At 71.6% G+C, this 15520-nt stretch carries 11 protein-coding genes; 5 read left to right on the top strand and 6 right to left on the bottom strand.

Translation table 11 applies throughout. From position 1 onward, the window contains the following. Positions 1–51 precede the first annotated feature (51 nt). From CRO12_RS02255 to CRO12_RS02245, 3 genes are read left to right on the top strand one after another with little or no spacing between them, the layout of a single operon-like run. Positions 52–1998: an autotransporter assembly complex protein TamA gene (locus tag CRO12_RS02255; RefSeq protein WP_097063288.1), complete on the top strand. Its 1947-nt coding sequence runs from the start codon at positions 52–54 to the stop codon at positions 1996–1998. Further along, entirely contained in the window at positions 1995–6164 is a 4170-nt protein-coding gene (locus CRO12_RS02250) for a translocation/assembly module TamB domain-containing protein (protein ID WP_179640819.1), read from the top strand. The genes CRO12_RS02255 and CRO12_RS02250 overlap by 4 nt, the downstream gene beginning before the upstream one ends. Positions 6165–6180: 16 nt before the next feature. Then, on the top strand, positions 6181–7158 hold the full coding sequence (locus CRO12_RS02245; protein ID WP_097062386.1) for a quinone oxidoreductase family protein: 978 nt from the start codon (positions 6181–6183) through the stop codon (positions 7156–7158). 31 nt (positions 7159–7189) lie between these two features. Here the strand turns inward: CRO12_RS02245 and CRO12_RS02240 are convergent, their stop codons facing one another. Further along, entirely contained in the window at positions 7190–7798 is a 609-nt protein-coding gene (locus tag CRO12_RS02240; RefSeq protein WP_097062385.1) for a flavodoxin family protein, read from the bottom strand. 133 nt (positions 7799–7931) lie between these two features. Between CRO12_RS02240 and CRO12_RS02235 the strand changes: the two genes are divergently transcribed. Then, positions 7932–8945 carry an LLM class flavin-dependent oxidoreductase gene (locus CRO12_RS02235; protein WP_097062384.1) on the top strand — a complete coding sequence of 338 codons (1014 nt, stop codon included), beginning with the start codon at positions 7932–7934 and terminating at the stop codon, positions 8943–8945. A 26-nt stretch (positions 8946–8971) separates the two neighbouring features. On the opposite strand, the gene CRO12_RS02230 is transcribed toward CRO12_RS02235, so the two are convergent. The 3 genes from CRO12_RS02230 to CRO12_RS02220 all read right to left on the bottom strand — a co-directional run bounded on the left by CRO12_RS02230 (position 8972) and on the right by CRO12_RS02220 (position 11531). After that, positions 8972–10351 carry a sensor histidine kinase gene (locus CRO12_RS02230; RefSeq protein WP_245858120.1) on the bottom strand — a complete coding sequence of 460 codons (1380 nt, stop codon included), beginning with the start codon at positions 10349–10351 and terminating at the stop codon, positions 8972–8974. Positions 10352–10513: 162 nt separating this feature from the next. Beyond that, a complete protein-coding gene (locus tag CRO12_RS02225) occupies positions 10514–11191 on the bottom strand; it encodes a response regulator transcription factor (protein ID WP_097062383.1) in 678 nt (225 codons plus the stop codon). Between the two features lie 28 nt (positions 11192–11219). Further along, positions 11220–11531, bottom strand: a complete 312-nt coding sequence (locus CRO12_RS02220) for a hypothetical protein (protein ID WP_097062382.1) — start codon at positions 11529–11531, stop codon at positions 11220–11222. Positions 11532–11816: 285 nt separating this feature from the next. Here CRO12_RS02220 and CRO12_RS02215 point away from each other — a divergent pair, with 285 nt between their 5' ends. Continuing rightward, positions 11817–13595, top strand: coding sequence for an ABC-F family ATP-binding cassette domain-containing protein (locus CRO12_RS02215; RefSeq protein ID WP_097062381.1), 1779 nt, complete (start codon positions 11817–11819; stop codon positions 13593–13595). A gap of 26 nt (positions 13596–13621) precedes the next feature. Here the strand turns inward: CRO12_RS02215 and CRO12_RS02210 are convergent, their stop codons facing one another. Both CRO12_RS02210 and CRO12_RS02205 read right to left on the bottom strand, forming a co-directional pair. Next, positions 13622–14626 (bottom strand): sensor histidine kinase, encoded by a 1005-nt coding sequence (locus tag CRO12_RS02210; RefSeq protein WP_097062380.1) that lies wholly within the window; start codon positions 14624–14626, stop codon positions 13622–13624. Between the two features lie 33 nt (positions 14627–14659). Continuing rightward, positions 14660–15469, bottom strand: coding sequence for a DUF815 domain-containing protein (locus tag CRO12_RS02205; RefSeq protein ID WP_097062379.1), 810 nt, complete (start codon positions 15467–15469; stop codon positions 14660–14662). Positions 15470–15520 lie beyond the last annotated feature (51 nt).

Genomic DNA, 15520 nt, shown 5'->3' with positions numbered 1-15520 from the left:
AGCTACTAAGCCATTGTCCGGCACCGCCCCGGCGGGCTAGAGGTGGCGGTCATGTTCGGGCCTGCCTGCCGGCACCGCGTACTGGCCGCCGCCTGGCTCGCGCTCCTGCCGCTTCCTGCGCACGCGCAAGACGTGCCGCCGCCACCGGCCGACGACGGGCTCGATCCCGATGCGCCGCTCGCCGACCTGCCCGGCATCGGGGTCGACTGGCCGGACCTGGCGAAGGCGCCGGTGGACGACGCTGCCGATGCGGCAGCGGGTGCGCAGGTCGGGGCGGAGGTCCGCTACGACTATGCCCTCGCCGGCATCGACGGGGTCGGCAGTCCGCTGCTGCTCCAGCGCTTCAACGCGGCGTCCACGCTCCGCGCGAACCGCGGCGATCCAGCCAACGCCGCGCAGATCGACCGCCGCGCGCGGGAGGACAGCACGCTGCTCCAGGAGCTGCTCCGCGCCGAGGGCTATTACGACGCGCGGGTTGCGACCCGGGTGGAGCCGCGCGGGCAGACGCTCGCGGTCACGCTGGAGGTGGAGCCGGGTGCGCTGTACCGCTTCAACCAGGTGACGCTGGCCGGCGTGGAGGCGGCGGGCGACAAGTCGGCGGCCCTCACCCGTGCCTTTGATCTCGCGCCCGAAGCGCCGGTCAACAGCGATGCGGTCGCCGCCGCCGAGGAGCGGCTGCGCGCCACCGTCGGCGAGCAGGGCTTCGCGTTCGGGCGGGTCGGCGAGAGCGAGATCGTTGTCGACCGCGCGAGCCGCACCGCCACGCTAACCCTTCCCGTCGAGCCGGGCAGCGAACGGCGCTTCGGACGCATCCGCATGGACCAGGTCCGCGTGTTCGGGCCGCGCCACGTGCAGGAGATCGCGCGCTTCACGCCCGGCCAGCCGTACAGTGCCTCCGCGCTGGTCGACCTGCGCCGCGCGCTGGTGCAGACCGGGCTCGTCTCCTCCGCGCGGGTCGAGCCGGTCGATGGCAGCACGCCCGGCACCGTCGACGTCGCGGTCGATCTGGAACCCGCCCCGCCGCGGACGATTGCGGGCGAGCTCGGCTACGGCACGGGGGAGGGCGCGCGCGCGGAGGTGAGCTGGACCCACCGCAACCTGTTTCCGCCGGAGGGCGCGCTGACGGTGCGCGGCGTGCTCGGCACGCGCGAGCAGCTGGGCGCGATCACTTTTCGTCGCAACAACTACCGCGGACGCGACCGGGTTCTCACGATCCAGACGGCGGTCGCCCACACCGAGCGGGACGCGTACGAGGCCGACACGGTGCAGCTGTCGGGCACGCTGGAGCGACAGACCAACATCTTCTTCCAGAAGGCGTGGACCTGGTCGCTCGGCGCCGAGCTGGTCGCGACCGACGAGCGCGACGTGATCGTCTCGACCGGCGCACCGCGGCGGCGGACCTACTTCATCGGCGCGCTGCCGACGAGCCTGACCTATGACGGATCGGACGACCTGCTCAATCCGACGCGCGGGTTTCGCCTGGGCGGGCGGATCAGCCCGGAGCTGTCGCTGGTCGGCACCGCCTTCGGCTATACCCGCACGCAGCTCGACGCGAGCGCCTATCACCCGGTCAGCTCGTCGGTGGTGCTCGCCGGGCGCGTGCGGCTCGGCACGATCCTCGGCGCGCCGCGCGACGCGGTGGCGCCGTCCAGGCGCTTCTACGCCGGTGGCGGTGCGTCCGTGCGCGGCTATGGCTATCAATCGATCGGGCCGCGCGATCCCAACAACGATCCGATCGGCGGGCGGAGCCTGACCGAGTTCGCGCTGGAGGCGCGGGTGCGGGCCTTCGGTAATTTCGGGATCGTGCCCTTCCTCGATGGCGGTAACATCTACACCGATGCCCTGCCGCGCTTCTCCGGCTTCCGCTACGGCGCCGGACTGGGTTTCCGCTACTATTCCAACTTCGGGCCGATCCGCTTCGACGTCGGCACGCCGCTCAACCCGCAGCGGGGCGACTCGCGGATCGCCGTGTCGGTGTCGCTTGGACAGGCGTTTTGACGGAGGCCGACGAGGCAGAGGCGGCGCCGCCAACCGCGGCGGAGCGACCGCGGCGGCGCTGGTTGCGGCGGACGCTGACCGCGCTGCTGCTGCTGGTCGCGGCCGCGATCGCGGCGGCGGCGCTGCTCGATACGCAGCTCGGCCACCGCTTCGTCGCCGACCGCATCGCCGCGCTGCGGCCCGGCAACGGGATGCGCTACACGATCGGCCGGATCGAGGGGTCGCTGTACGGCAAGGCGACGCTGATCGACGTGCGCATCGCCGACCTGGACGGGGTGATGTTCCGGGCGCCGCGCGCGGAGCTCGACTGGCGGCCGTTCGCCTGGGCGTCGAACCGGCTCGACATCCGCCGGCTCCACGTGCCGGCCGCGACGCTCGAGCGGTTGCCGCGGACGCGGCCGAGCGGCCGGCGGCGGGCGATCCTGCCCGCCTTCGACATCCGGGTGGGGGAACTCCGGGTCGATCGGCTGATGCTCGGTCCCGCGCTCGCCGGCGGCGTGCGTCGCGCGTCGCTCGTCGGGCGCGCGGACGTGCGCGCCGGTCGCGCGCTGGTCGATCTGGCTGCGGTGGCGCAGGGCAGCGACCGCGTCCGCCTGCGGCTCGATGCCGATCCCGATCGCAACCGCTTCGACCTGGACGTGAGCGCGGCCGGTGCGGCGGGCGGCGTGCTCTCGCGCGCCGCCGGGATCGCCCAGCCGCTCGCGCTGGAGGTCCACGGCGATGGGCACTGGCGGCGCTGGCAGGGCGCGGCGCGCCTCGACGCGGACGGGCGGCGGATCGCCGACGTCCGGCTGTCGGTCGACGAGGGCCGCTACGGCCTGGCGGGAAGCATCGCGCCGGCCACGATCACGCGCGGCAAGCTGCAGCGGCTGACCGCGCCGCTTGTGCTGGTGAGCGGGGCGGCGACGCTCGCCAACCGGCGGCTCGACGGCACGCTGTCGCTGCGCTCGGCCGCGATCGCCGCCGAGCTGACGGGCGAGCTGGATCTGGGCGAGAGCAGCTACCGGAACGTCCGGATCGCCGCGCGGCTGCTGCAACCCCCCGCGCTGTTCAACAACATGACCGGACGGAGCATCGCGCTGCGTGCTATCCTGGATGGGCCGTTCGCGCGTGCCGCGTTCGACTACCGGCTGAGCGCCGATCGCTTCGCCTTTGATCGTACCGGGTTCGAGGGCGTGCGCGCAGGCGGACGCGGGCGGCTGTCGCCCGCCCCGGTGACGGTGCCGATCACCTTCAGCGCCGCGCGCGTGACCGGCGTCGGCGACGTGGCGGGCGGGATCCTCCGCAATCTGCGGGTGGCGGGCGCGCTGAAGGTGAGTACGCGCGACCTCACCGGCAGTGCGCTGCGCCTCACCTCCGACAGGCTGAGCGGCGCGATCGACCTGTTCGTCGATCTGCGCACCGGCCGCTACGACGTGGGGCTGACCGGCGGGCTGCGTCGCTACCTGATACCCGGGATCGGGCTGGTCGACGTGCAGTCGCGGCTGTCGGTCGTTCCGGGCCCGAACGGCCGCGGCACGCGCGTGGTGGGCACGGGGGCGGCGAGCGTGGTGCGGCTCGACAATGCCTTCTTCCGCTCGCTGACCGGCGGGCTGCCGCGCATCCTGACCGGACTGGAGCGCGGCGCCGACGGCGTGCTCTACTTCCGCAACCTGCGGCTGGTCTCGCCCGCGCTACGGCTGTCGGGGAACGGCTATCGTCGCCGCGACGGCACCTTCCACTTCGAAGGCGCGGGCAGCCAGGCGACCTATGGGCCGCTGACGCTCAGGCTCGACGGGCGGATCGAGCGGCCGACGATCGACCTTCTGTTCCGCAGCCCGGCGGCCGCGCTCGGCCTGTCGGACGTGCGCGCGCACCTCGATCCGACCGCGGCAGGGTTCGCCTTCACCGCGGCCGGCGGCTCGCGGCTGGGACCGTTCAGCGGCGCGGGCGCGATCCTGCTGCCGCGCGGCGGCGGCGCGCGGATCGAGGTCGCTCGGCTCGACGTCGCGGGCACCCAGGCGCGAGGGGCGCTCGACATCGTGCCGGGTGGGTTCGCCGGCCGGCTGGCGATCGCGGGCGGCGGCGTCACCGGCGCGCTCGACCTGCGGCCGGAGAACAGCGTCCAGCGGATCGACCTCGCGCTCGATGCCCGCGCGGCGCAGTTCAACAACGGCCTGCGGGTGCGGCGCGGGCGGGTGGAGGGATCGGTGCTGCTCGACCCCGCCGGCACCCGGATCGAGGCGACGGTGACCGCCAACGGGCTCCGCTACGGCGGGCTTGCGCTCGGCCGGCTGGCGGCGAACGTCGCGCTGACGGACGGGGTCGGCGAGGTGCGTGCCTCGATCGCCGGCAATCGGGGCCGCGCGTTCGCGATCCAGTCGATGATCGCGGTGGCGCCCGATCGCTACGTGCTCCGGGCGCAGGGCACCGTGGATCGTCGCCCGATCGCGCTCACCCAACCGGCGGTGCTTTCGCGCGACGGCGACGGCTGGCGGCTGGAGGGTGTACGGCTGAGCTTCGCGGGTGGCGAGGCGCAGGTCGGCGGCCGCTTCACGGCCGGGGAGGTCGCGGTGCAGGCGAGTCTTGCGCGGATGCCGTTGTCGGTGCTCGACCTCGGCTATCCGGGGCTGGGGCTGGGCGGCAGCGCGAGCGGGACGCTCCGCTACGTCGACCGCAGCGATGCCCGCCCGACCGGGGCGATCGACATGACCGTGCGCGGGCTCTCGCGCGCCGGGCTGGTGCTCTCCTCCAGGCCGATCGACTTGGGGATCGCGGGAGTGCTCGACGGAACCCGGCTCGGCGTGCGCGCGGTGATGGCGTCCGGGGGGCAGACGATCGGGCGCGGGCAGATGCTGCTGACCCCGCTTGCGGACGGCGGACTCGCGGCGAGCCTGACCGGAGCGCCGCTGGTCGGGCAGCTACGCTACAGCGGCCCGGCCGACACCTTGTGGCGGCTGACCGGGGTCGAGCTGTTCGACCTGTCGGGCCCGGTCGCGATCGGCGCGGACGTGAGCGGGCGGCTGTCCGCGCCGCGAATCCGCGGGTCGCTGCGCACCACCAATGCCCGGATCGACAGCACGGTGACCGGCACCGTGCTCCGCAATGTCGCGGCGAGCGGTCGCTTCGGCGGCTCGCGGCTGGTGATCGACCGCTTCACCGCGCAGGACGGTGGCAGCGGCCGGGTGAGCGGCAGCGGCGCGTTCGACTTCGCGGGTCCCCGCGGGCTCGGCATCGACCTGTCGGTGCAGGCGGCCGATGCGCAGCTGATCGGCCGCGACGATATCGCCGCGAGCGTCAGCGGGCCGCTGCGCTTCCAGTCGGACGGGTCGGGCGGCACCATCTCCGGCCAGGTGACGGTGACCCGCGGCCGCTATCGGCTGGGTCAGGCCGCGTCCGTCGCGGCGCTGCCGCGGCTCAACATCCGCGAAGTGAACGTGCCCGGCGGCGACGACGACGAGGAGGTCCGCGATCCCTGGCGGCTCGACCTCGACGCCCGGATCGCGGATGCGATGACGGTGAGGGGGCTGGGGCTCGACAGCATCTGGTCGGGCGCGCTCAAGATCACGGGGGAGCCGACCAACCCGCGGATCGCCGGCCGCATGAACCTGGTGCGCGGAGACTATGAGTTCGCCGGGCGCGAGTTCGAGCTGGAGCGCGGGATCATCCGCTTCGACGGAAGCGTTCCCGCCAACCCGGCGCTCGACATCGCCGCCAATGCCAACGTGCAGGGGCTGAACGCGACCATCCGGGTGACCGGCACCGCCGAGAAGCCTGAGATCGGCTTCTCCTCCGTCCCCGCGCTACCGGAGGACGAGCTGCTGTCGCGGCTGCTGTTCGGCGCCTCCATCACCAGCCTGTCGGCGCCAGAGGCGCTGCAGCTCGCCGCCGCCGTGTCGGCGCTCCAGAACGGCGGCACCGGGCTCAATCCGATCAACGCGGTGCGGCGCGCGGCCGGGCTCGACCGCTTGCGCATCCTGCCCGCCGACCCGCAGACGGGTGCCGGAACGTCGATTGCGGCCGGCAAGTATCTCACGCGGCGGGTCTATGCCGAGATCATCTCCGACGGGCAGGGATACTCCGCGACCCGGCTGGAGTTTCAGGTGACGCGGTGGTTGTCGCTGCTTTCCTCGATCTCGACGATCGGGCGGCAGAGCGCCAACGTGCGCGTGTCGCGCGATTACTGAGGATGGAGGACGTCGCATGAAGGCACGCGCGGTAAGGATCGAGCGGACCGGCGGTCCGGAGGTGATCGAATGGCACGACGTCGATCTGGCGGCGCCTGGCACGGGCGAGGTGCTGCTGCGCCACACCGCGGTCGGGTTGAACTACATCGACACCTATCATCGCTCCGGGCTCTACCCGGTCGCGCTGCCCGCGCCGCTCGGGTCCGAGGCGGTCGGGGTGGTCGAGGCAATCGGCCCGGAGGTGACCGGGGTAAGCGTCGGCGACCGGGTCGGGACCTTCGGCCCGAGCCGTGGCGCATATGCGACCGCGCGGATTGCGCCGGCGGCGGAGCTGATCGCGCTGCCCGAGACGGTCGATGACCGAACGGCAGCCGCGCTGCTGCTGAAGGGCGGAACAACCGAGTTCCTGGTCGATCGCTGCGCCCGCGTGACGGCGGGGCAGAGCGCGCTGGTCTGGGCGGCGGCGGGCGGGGTCGGGCATCTGCTGGTCGGCTGGCTGAAGGCGCGCGGCGCGGCCGTGATCGGCATTGCGGGTGGGGCGGAGAAGGGGGAAGCCGTGCTGGCGGCTGGTGCCGACCATGTGCTCGATCACCGCCAGGACGACATCGCCGCCCGCGTTCGCGAGATCACCGGCGGAGTCGGCGCCGACGTCGTCTTCGACGGGGTCGGTCAGGCGAGTTGGGACGCCTCGCTGAAGGCGACGAAGCGCCGTGGGCTGATCGCCTCGTTCGGCAACGCCTCGGGCGCGGTCACCGGCATCGGGCTCGGGGCGCTGGCGCAGCACGGCTCCCTGTTCGTCACCCGCCCGACCATGTTCGATTACTACACCAGTGCAGAGGAGCGCGCGGCCGGGTTCGCGTCGGTGTGGGACATGCTCGCGCGCGGCGCGATCCGGCCGGAGGTCGGCCAGACCTTTGCGCTGGAGCAGGTTGCCGACGCGCACCGCGGGCTGGAGGCGGGCGAGACGCGCGGGAGCACGGTGCTGGTGCCGTAACGTCATCCCAGCGAACGCTGGGGTGACGGCCTCACGGATACTGGCTGTCCTTGAGCAACCCGGCGAGGTGGGCAGCATTGCTCGCCACCATCTTGGCGGTCTTCTCGACCTTCTCCGGCGTCTCGGCGAAATCCTTGAAGTCCTTGTCGCCCATCGCCTCGCCCACCCAGTAACAGGCCGCGACCGCGGGGATGGTCCAGCCGGTGTCGTTGAGCGACTGGAACAGCTGCGCCGAGGAGAAATGCGCGCCGTCCTCGTTCCCGACGATCGCCGCGACCGCGACCTTGCCGTAGCTCGGCATGCGGCCGGCCTCGTCGGTCTCGCTCAGGAACGCATCCATTCGCTCGAGCACGCGCTTCGCGACGCTGCTGATCTGGCCCATCCAGATCGGCCCGCCGAAGATCAGGATGTCGTGCGCCAGGATCTTGGAGCGGAGCAGCGGCCAGTCGTCGTCCGGCCCCTCGTTGCTGGTCACGCCGTTCTTGATCTCGCAGGCGGCGACGCGGACCGTCTCGGTGATCTCCACGTCGTGCTCGGCGAACGCGCCTTTCAGCACCGCGATCATCGCGTCGGTAGAGCTCTTCTCGGCGGCGTTCGCCTTCAGCGAGCAGTTGAGCGCAAGCGCCTTGAGGCGGGCCATCGTCGTTCTCCGGTATAACAGGGATCAGGTTCCAAGACGTCCCAGCGCCGCCGCCGTTCCCGCCAAGCTGCGCTTCGGTACGGCGAAGCAAAGCCCCCTGTTCGGCGTGCGCGGGCATCCCCACATCACGGCCATGCTACCCTACTCCTTCCTCGACCTGGTTCCCATTCTGGCGGACGGCACCGCGACGCAGGCGCTGCGCAACGCCGCCGACCTCGCCGCCCACGCCGAGGCGCTCGGCTACACCCGCTACTGGGTGGCGGAGCACCACGGCATGCCCGGGATCGCGAGCGCGGCGACGGCGGTGGTGATCGGCCACCTGGGCGCGGCGACCCGGACGATCCGGATCGGGGCCGGCGGGATCATGCTGCCAAACCACGCGCCGCTGGTCATCGCCGAGCAGTTCGGAACGCTGGACGCGCTGTTTCCGGGGCGGATCGACCTGGGTCTCGGCCGAGCGCCGGGGTCAGACGGGCGGGTCGCGCGCGCGATGCGCCGCACGCTGGAGACGAGCCCGGACGCCTTCCCGCAGGACGTGCTGGAGCTGCAAAGCCTGTTCGCCGACGATGGCCAGACCGGCATCCACGCGACGCCGGGCGGCGGGGCCGACGTCAAGCTGTGGATGCTGGGGTCGAGCACCTTTGGCGCGCAGCTCGCGGCGATGTTGGGGCTACCCTACGCCTTCGCATCGCACTTCACGCCCGACGCGCTCGATGCGGCGGCGGCGATCTATCGCCGGGATTTCCGGCCGTCGGCCGCGCTGACGCGGCCGCACTTCATGCCGGCGTTCAACGTCGTTGCGGCCGACACCGATGCCGAGGCGGAACTGCTCGCGACCTCGCAGCAACAGGCGTTCGTCGCGATCCGCACGACCGGCACGGGCATCAAGCTGCCGCCGCCCGTCGCCGGCTATCGCGACACGCTGCTGCCCCCAGCGGCCGCAATGCTGGACCATGTGCTCCAGTGCACCGCGGTCGGATCGGCGGAGACGGTCGCGCGGCAGATTGCCGCCTTCGTCGAGCGGACCGGTGCGGACGAGCTGATCGTGACGAGTGCGATCCACGACCATGACGCGCGCAAGCGTAGCCTCGCGATCACCGCGGCGGTGATGCGGGAGCTGAACGTGGAGGTTCGGGCGGCCGCGTAACGTCACGCGGCCTGCGCCGGGCGACATCAGGTCGCGAGCGGCAGCCGCAAGCGCACGAGCAGCCCACCCAGATCCTCGCTCTCCTCCAGGCTGACGGTGCCCTCGTAGATCTCCGCCACGTCGCGGACGATGGCGAGGCCGAGCCCGGTGCCGGGTTTTCCCGAATCAAGCCGGACGCCGCGGTCGAAGATGCGGATGCGGTCCGCCTCCGGAATGCCGGCGCCGTCGTCCTCGACCATCAGCTCGACGAAGCCGGCTTCGGCGCGAACGGTCACGAACACGCTGCCGCCGCCGTACTTGGCGGCATTCTCGACCAAATTGCCCAGGATCTCGTCCAGGTCCTGTCGCTCGATGTGCGCGTGCAGGTCCTTGGCACCGTCGACGTCGATGCGGGCGTTCGGATAAAGACGGGCGACCGCGCGCTCGACCGCCTCGACGCTCGGCCACACCGCCGCCCGGCTATGCGCGCTTCCGCGGCGGCCGACTGCGCGGGCGCGGGCGAGGTGGTGGTCGACCTGCCGGCGCATCGTTCGCGCCTCGCGGATCACGGTCGCGGACAGGTCCGCCTGGCCCGCCGCGGCGGCGTTCATGATGACGGTCAGCGGCGTCTTGAGCGCGTGGGCGAGGTTCCCGGCGTGGCGACGCGCCTCCTCCGCCTGACGCTCGTTGTGGGCGATGAGGCCGTTCAGCTCCTCCACCATCGGCGCGATCTCGGCCGGCATGTCGCCCTCGACCCGGGTCGACTTGCCCGCGCGCATTCGCTGGATCTGCAGGCGCACCGTGCGCAGCGGGCGGAGGCCGTAGAGCGTCTGGAGCGCGACCATCACGATCAGGCCGAAGCCGAGCAGCACGAAGCTGCGCACCAGGATGCGGCGCAGCACCAGGATCTGCTCGTCGAGCGGGGCACGGCTGGCGGCGACCTGGAAGCGCCAGCGCACCGGCGAGCCCGGCAGGCGCACGTCGCGCTCGATCACGCGCAGCTTCTCGCCCGGGAACTCGGTGCTGTTGTAGAGGCGCGGTTCGACGTCCGCCTTGGAGCCCGTGACCCGGAGCGTCCGGTCCCACAGCGAGCGGGAGGGAAAGGTCTCGTACCCCGCGCCGCTCACCTGGTAGTAGAGGCCGGAGTTGGGCTCCAGAAAGCGCTGGTCGGCGAGCTCGCGGCTGAAGCGGACTTCCCCTTCCGGCCCGATCTCCGCCGTCACCAGCATGGTGTTGAGCAGAAAGCCGATCTGGTCGTCAAACGAGGTGCTGATCGCGGACGTGAGCACCCGGTCGAGCAGGAAGCCGCCGCCGGCAAGCAGCACCATGATCCACGCGCTCGCGATGACGATCATGCGCCGCGACAGCGAGCCGGTCACGCGGACGTAGGCGCGGGGGGTATCTGGCAAGGTGGCGGTGTCGGTCATGTCCACCCGCCTTCAATCAATCGCCTCGAATAACGATCGAGCGTAGTCGAGAGCGCGTATCTAGAGGTCGGCCCAGCGCTCAAGATTTCTCGAGACGCCGTCTCGACAAGCTCGACGGCTACTCGAAACAAACGGTTGAGCATGGATGGCGAAGTCCGCCCGTCACACCGCGGGCCGCGCGTCCGGCTCGTCCAGGCTGTAGCCGAGGCCGCGGATGGTGGTGATCACGTCCTGGCCGAGCTTCTTGCGGATGCGCGTCACGAACACCTCGATCGTGTTCGAATCGCGGTCGAAGTCCTGGTCGTAGATGTGCTCGATCAGCTCGGTGCGGCTGACCACCTTGCCCTTGTGGTGGAGGAGGTAGCTCAGCAGCTTGTACTCCTGCGCGGTGAGCTTCACCGGCTCGCCCGCGCGGGTGACCTTGCCCGAGCGCGTGTCGAGGCGGATGTCGCCCGCGGTCAGCTCGGCGGAGGCGTTACCGGACGCGCGGCGGATCAGCGCGCGCAGCCGAGCGATCAGTTCTTCCGTCTGAAACGGCTTGGCGACGTAATCGTCCGCGCCCGCGTCGAGCCCCGCCACCTTGTCCGACCAGCTGTCCCGCGCGGTCAGCACCAGCACGGGCGCTGCGCGCCCTTCCTTGCGCCAGCGATCGAGCACCGTCAGCCCGTCGACCTCCGGCAGGCCGAGGTCGAGAATGATCGCGTCATATTCCTCCGTCGAGCCGAGAAAGTGCCCTTCCTCGCCGTCGGTCGCGAGGTCGACGGCGTAGCCCGCGCCCTCCAGCGTGTTGCGAAGCTGCTGGCCCAAATTTGGCTCGTCCTCGACGATCAGCACGCGCATCCCGGCTCTTCTCCCCTTGTTCGCCGCCTCAGCCGCCGGCGCGGCCGATCACCGTGCCCGAGCGGCCATCGACACTGACCCAGATCACATGCCCTTCGCGCAGGAACTTCAGCGTGTAAACCGCGCTGCCCGCATCGAAGTCGAACCCGATGTACCGGGCGCCGCGCATCTGCGGCACGATCCGTCGCTCGATCTCCCCCACCGGGAGCAGGCGACCCTGCTTGCGCGCGTGCAGCGCGTCGTCGTGGTCGCCGCGCCGGTGCTGCGACACTGGCAGCAGCGCGGCAAGCGGCACAGGCGGAGCGCCGAGCAGGAGGAAAACGGCCGAAATCATCGTCATGTCGGGCGTTGGCATAGGGGCGGCGGATTGAACAGCCTGTGAATGACGCAGCGCGGCGGCGCAGCGCGGCGGTGGGGCGCCGATGCCGAGCCACCGCCACGCGCAAGCTCGGCCGACGGGCCAACAGGCCCGGTCGACGTCACGGGACTTGCTCCCGTGACGGCAGCAGCGGTGGTGAGAGGCCCGCCGCGGCAAAGCCGCGTCGTCGGCCCTCGCTTAAGCGAGGCCGGCCGGGCCGCGCTTTAGGCTCGATTTAGCTTTGCTAAATCGTTAGCTCGCGCGGCCATGCCCGCACCAACTCTCGCCTATGAAGGGCTCGGTCTCGTCCAGGAATCGGGCTGGCTGTTTCGTGATCTCGACCTCTACATCGGTGAGCGGGATCGGCTCGCGCTGATCGGGCGCAACGGGGCGGGCAAGACGACGCTCCTGAAGCTGATCGCCGGCACCATCGAGGGCGACCAGGGCCGGCGCACGATCGTGCCGGGTACCCGCGTCGTGCTGCTCGAGCAGGACCCACGAGTGGACGGGTTCGCAACGCTCCGCGACTTCGCACTGAGCGGCGACGAAGCCCCCGAGCGCCACGAGGTGGAGGCGGTCGCCGATCAGCTCGGCATCGACCTGTCGCGCGAGGCGGCGACCGCGAGCGGTGGCGAGCGCCGGCGCGCTGCGATCGCGCGGGCGCTGGCGATGGAGCCGGACGTGCTGCTGCTCGACGAGCCGACCAATCACCTCGACATCGCCGCCATCGAATGGCTGGAGGGCTGGCTCCAGCGCTTCACCGGCGCGTTCGTCGTGATCAGCCACGACCGCACCTTCCTGACGCGGCTCACCCGTCAGACGCTGTGGCTCGACCGCGGCACCATCCGCCGGGCCGAGGTCGGCTTCGGCGGGTTCGAGGCATGGACCGAACAGGTGTATGCGGAGGAGGAGCGCAACGCCCAGCGGCTCGATGCGAAGCTGAAGATCGAGGAGCACTGGCTCCAGCGCGGCGTCACCGGCCGCCGCCGCCGCAACCAGGGCCGGCTCGCCAAGCTGAAGGAGATGCGCGCCGAACGTGCGGCGATGCAGGGTCCGCAGGGTGCCGCCGCGATCGCGATCGGTGCCGACGACGCCAAGACCAAGGTGGTGATCGACGCCAAGGGCGTGACCAAGCGCTTCGGCGAGCGCACGATCATCAAGGACCTGTCCTTGCGCGTCACCCGCGGCGACCGGCTGGGGATCGTCGGTGCGAACGGGGCGGGCAAGACGACGCTGCTCCGACTGTTGACCGGCGAGCTTGTGCCGGACGAGGGCAGCGTGCGGCTCGCGCAGACGCTCGACGGCATCGTCATCGATCAGCAGCGCAAGCTGATGGCGCCCGAGAAGACGGTCCGCGACGTCCTGGCCGATGGCGGCGAGTGGATCGAGGTGCTGGGCACCAAGAAGCACATCGTCGGCTATCTCAAGGACTTCCTGTTCGACGCCAATCTGGTCGACGCAAAGGTCGGTACGCTGTCGGGCGGCGAGCGCTCGCGCCTCTTGCTCGCGCGCGAGTTCGCGCGGCCGTCCAACCTGCTGGTGCTCGACGAGCCGACCAACGACCTCGACCTGGAGACGCTCGACCTGCTGCAGGAGGTGATCGCAGACTATGCGGGCACGGTCATGATCGTCAGCCACGACCGCGATTTCCTCGATCGGACGGTGACCGTCACGCTCGGGCTCGACGGGTCGGGGTCGGTGGACGTGGTGCCGGGCGGCTACGCCGACTGGGAGGCGAAGCGGCGCGTGCGGGTGGTCGGCAAGTCGGCGAGCAAGGCCGCGCTGCCGCCGCCGCCCAAGCCGGCGGGGCGCGCCAAGCTCAGCTACAAGGACCAGCGCGACTATGAGCTGCTGCCGAAGCGGATCGAGGAGCTCGACGCCGCGGTCGCGCGCGACGAGGCGCTGCTCGCCGATCCGGCGCTCTACGCGCGCGATCCGGCGAAGTTCGACCAGCTGATGAAGGCGATCGCGGCGGCGCGGGCGGAGAAAGACGACGCGGAGCTGCGCTGGCTGGAGCTGGCCGAGCAGTTGGAGGCGCTGGCCTGAGCGGCAGACCCTCTGCCGCATGTCGGCTACCGCTCGCTCAGGTCCAGCGTCACGCGCGTGCCCGTCCGGTCGCTGTCGGTGTGGAGCTTGCCGCCTGCTTGCCGCGCGAAGGCATCGAGCAGCCGCGATCCGAGCCCGCCGTCGCTCGCCGGGGCGCCGGCCGCGTCCGTCCCGATGCCGTCGTCGGCGACGCTCAGGGTGCAGCTGCGGCCGTCGTTGCGGAAGCTGACCTCGATGGTGCCGCGGTCGCGGCCGGTGAAGGCGTGCTTGACCGCATTCGTCACCAGCTCGTTGACGACCAGCCCGATCGAGACCGCCCGGTCACGCGGCATGGCGGTGGCGTCGGCCGTGCAGCGCAGCTGGATCGTGCCGTGCAGGAACAGCGAGTCTGCCAGCGCCGCGCACAGGTCGCCCAGGTAATCGCGCATCTCGACCACGCCGGCCGACGATCCGCGGTAGAGGTGGCGGTGCGCGCGGGCGATGCTCTCGACGCGGGTAAGCGCGGTGCCGAGCGCCTCCTGCGTCGCGGGCTCGGGACTGCGGCGACGCTGCAGCTCCAGCAGGCTCTGGACCAGGGCGAAATTGTTCTTCACCCGGTGGTCGAACTCGGCGAGGAACAGGTCGCGCTCGGCGATTTCGCGGTCGCGCTCCTCTGCGGCGCGGCGCACGGCGCGGCGGAACAGGTCGCAGATCGCGATCAGGCCGCCTGCGGCGACGACGACCGCCCCGACGCTGATCGCCATGGTCGCGGTCGGCTGTAGCCCGCGGGTGGGGTAATAGACCCCCGAGACATAGGTGATCGTGAGCGCGGCCGTCAGGCTGCCGGCGCGCCAGCGGCCAAACAGGGTGGCGAGCGCGACCGCGGGGAACAGCAGCGCGAACGGCGCGCCGCCGGGCACCGCCAGGTCTACCAGCGCCCGGAAGACGTAGTAGAGCGCGGCGCACGACAGGCCGAAGCCGATCTCGCTCACCCAGTGCGGCACGGCGGGGGCGAGCCGGTCGGGGATGTCTAGTTCGCCGATGCGTGCCATCGGACCCGAGTGCAGCGGGCTGGTGTCGCGCTGTCAAGCGTTCGGGAGTGGCTTGCCGCTGCGGCCGGCCAACTCGACCGCATATTGCCAGGCGACCCGCCCGGAGCTGCTGCCGCGCCGGGTCGCCCAGCCGACCGCGTCCGCCGGATCGAACGGCAAGTAATAGGCCGCGGCATAGGCTGAGACGATCGCGAGGTAGGTGTCCTGATCGATCGCGTGAAACCCGAGGCTCAGCCCGAAGCGATCGGCGAGCGCCAGCGCATCGTCGACCGCGTCGCGCGGATTGATGGCGCTGCCCTGCTCTTCCAGGTCGCGCGGCATCAGGTGGCGGCGGTTGGAGGTGACCAACAGGCGGACGTTCGCGGGCCGGCTCTCCGCTCCGCCTTCCAGCAGCGAGCGCAGCTGCCGCGCCTCCGCCGGCGACGCAAAGCCCAGATCGTCGACGAACACGGCATAGGCGCGCGGCACGGGCGCGAGCAGGTCGAACAGTCGGGGCAGGCCGTCGAGCGTAGGTGCGGCCACCTCCACCAGCGCGAGCGCGTCGCCGACCGCCGCGACTGCCGCGGCGACCACCGCCGACTTGCCGGTGCCGCGCGCACCCCACAGCAGGACATCGTGCGCGGCGTGCCCGGCCGCGAGCCGACCGAGGTTGGCGACGAGCGCCGCTTTTTGCGCGTCGATGCCGGTCAGGAGCGCGAGCGGCAGCGGCCGGTGCGCGCGCGCCGCGGCTAGCGCCTCCCCGCTCCACAGATAGGCCGGGTGAGCGAGCGGATTGGCCGAGGCGGGCGGTGGCGGCGCGAGCCGCTCCAGCGCGGCGGCGATGCGGGCGAGCGGATCGGACATGGGGCGTGGGTAGGGAGAGTCGCCGCCGGAAGATAGACCGTCTTGCCAGCG

This window comes from Sphingomonas guangdongensis (assembly GCF_900199185.1).
GTDB classification, from domain to species: Bacteria; Pseudomonadota; Alphaproteobacteria; order Sphingomonadales; family Sphingomonadaceae; genus Sphingomonas; species Sphingomonas guangdongensis.
This window is presented reverse-complemented; position numbering and strand designations above follow the sequence as displayed.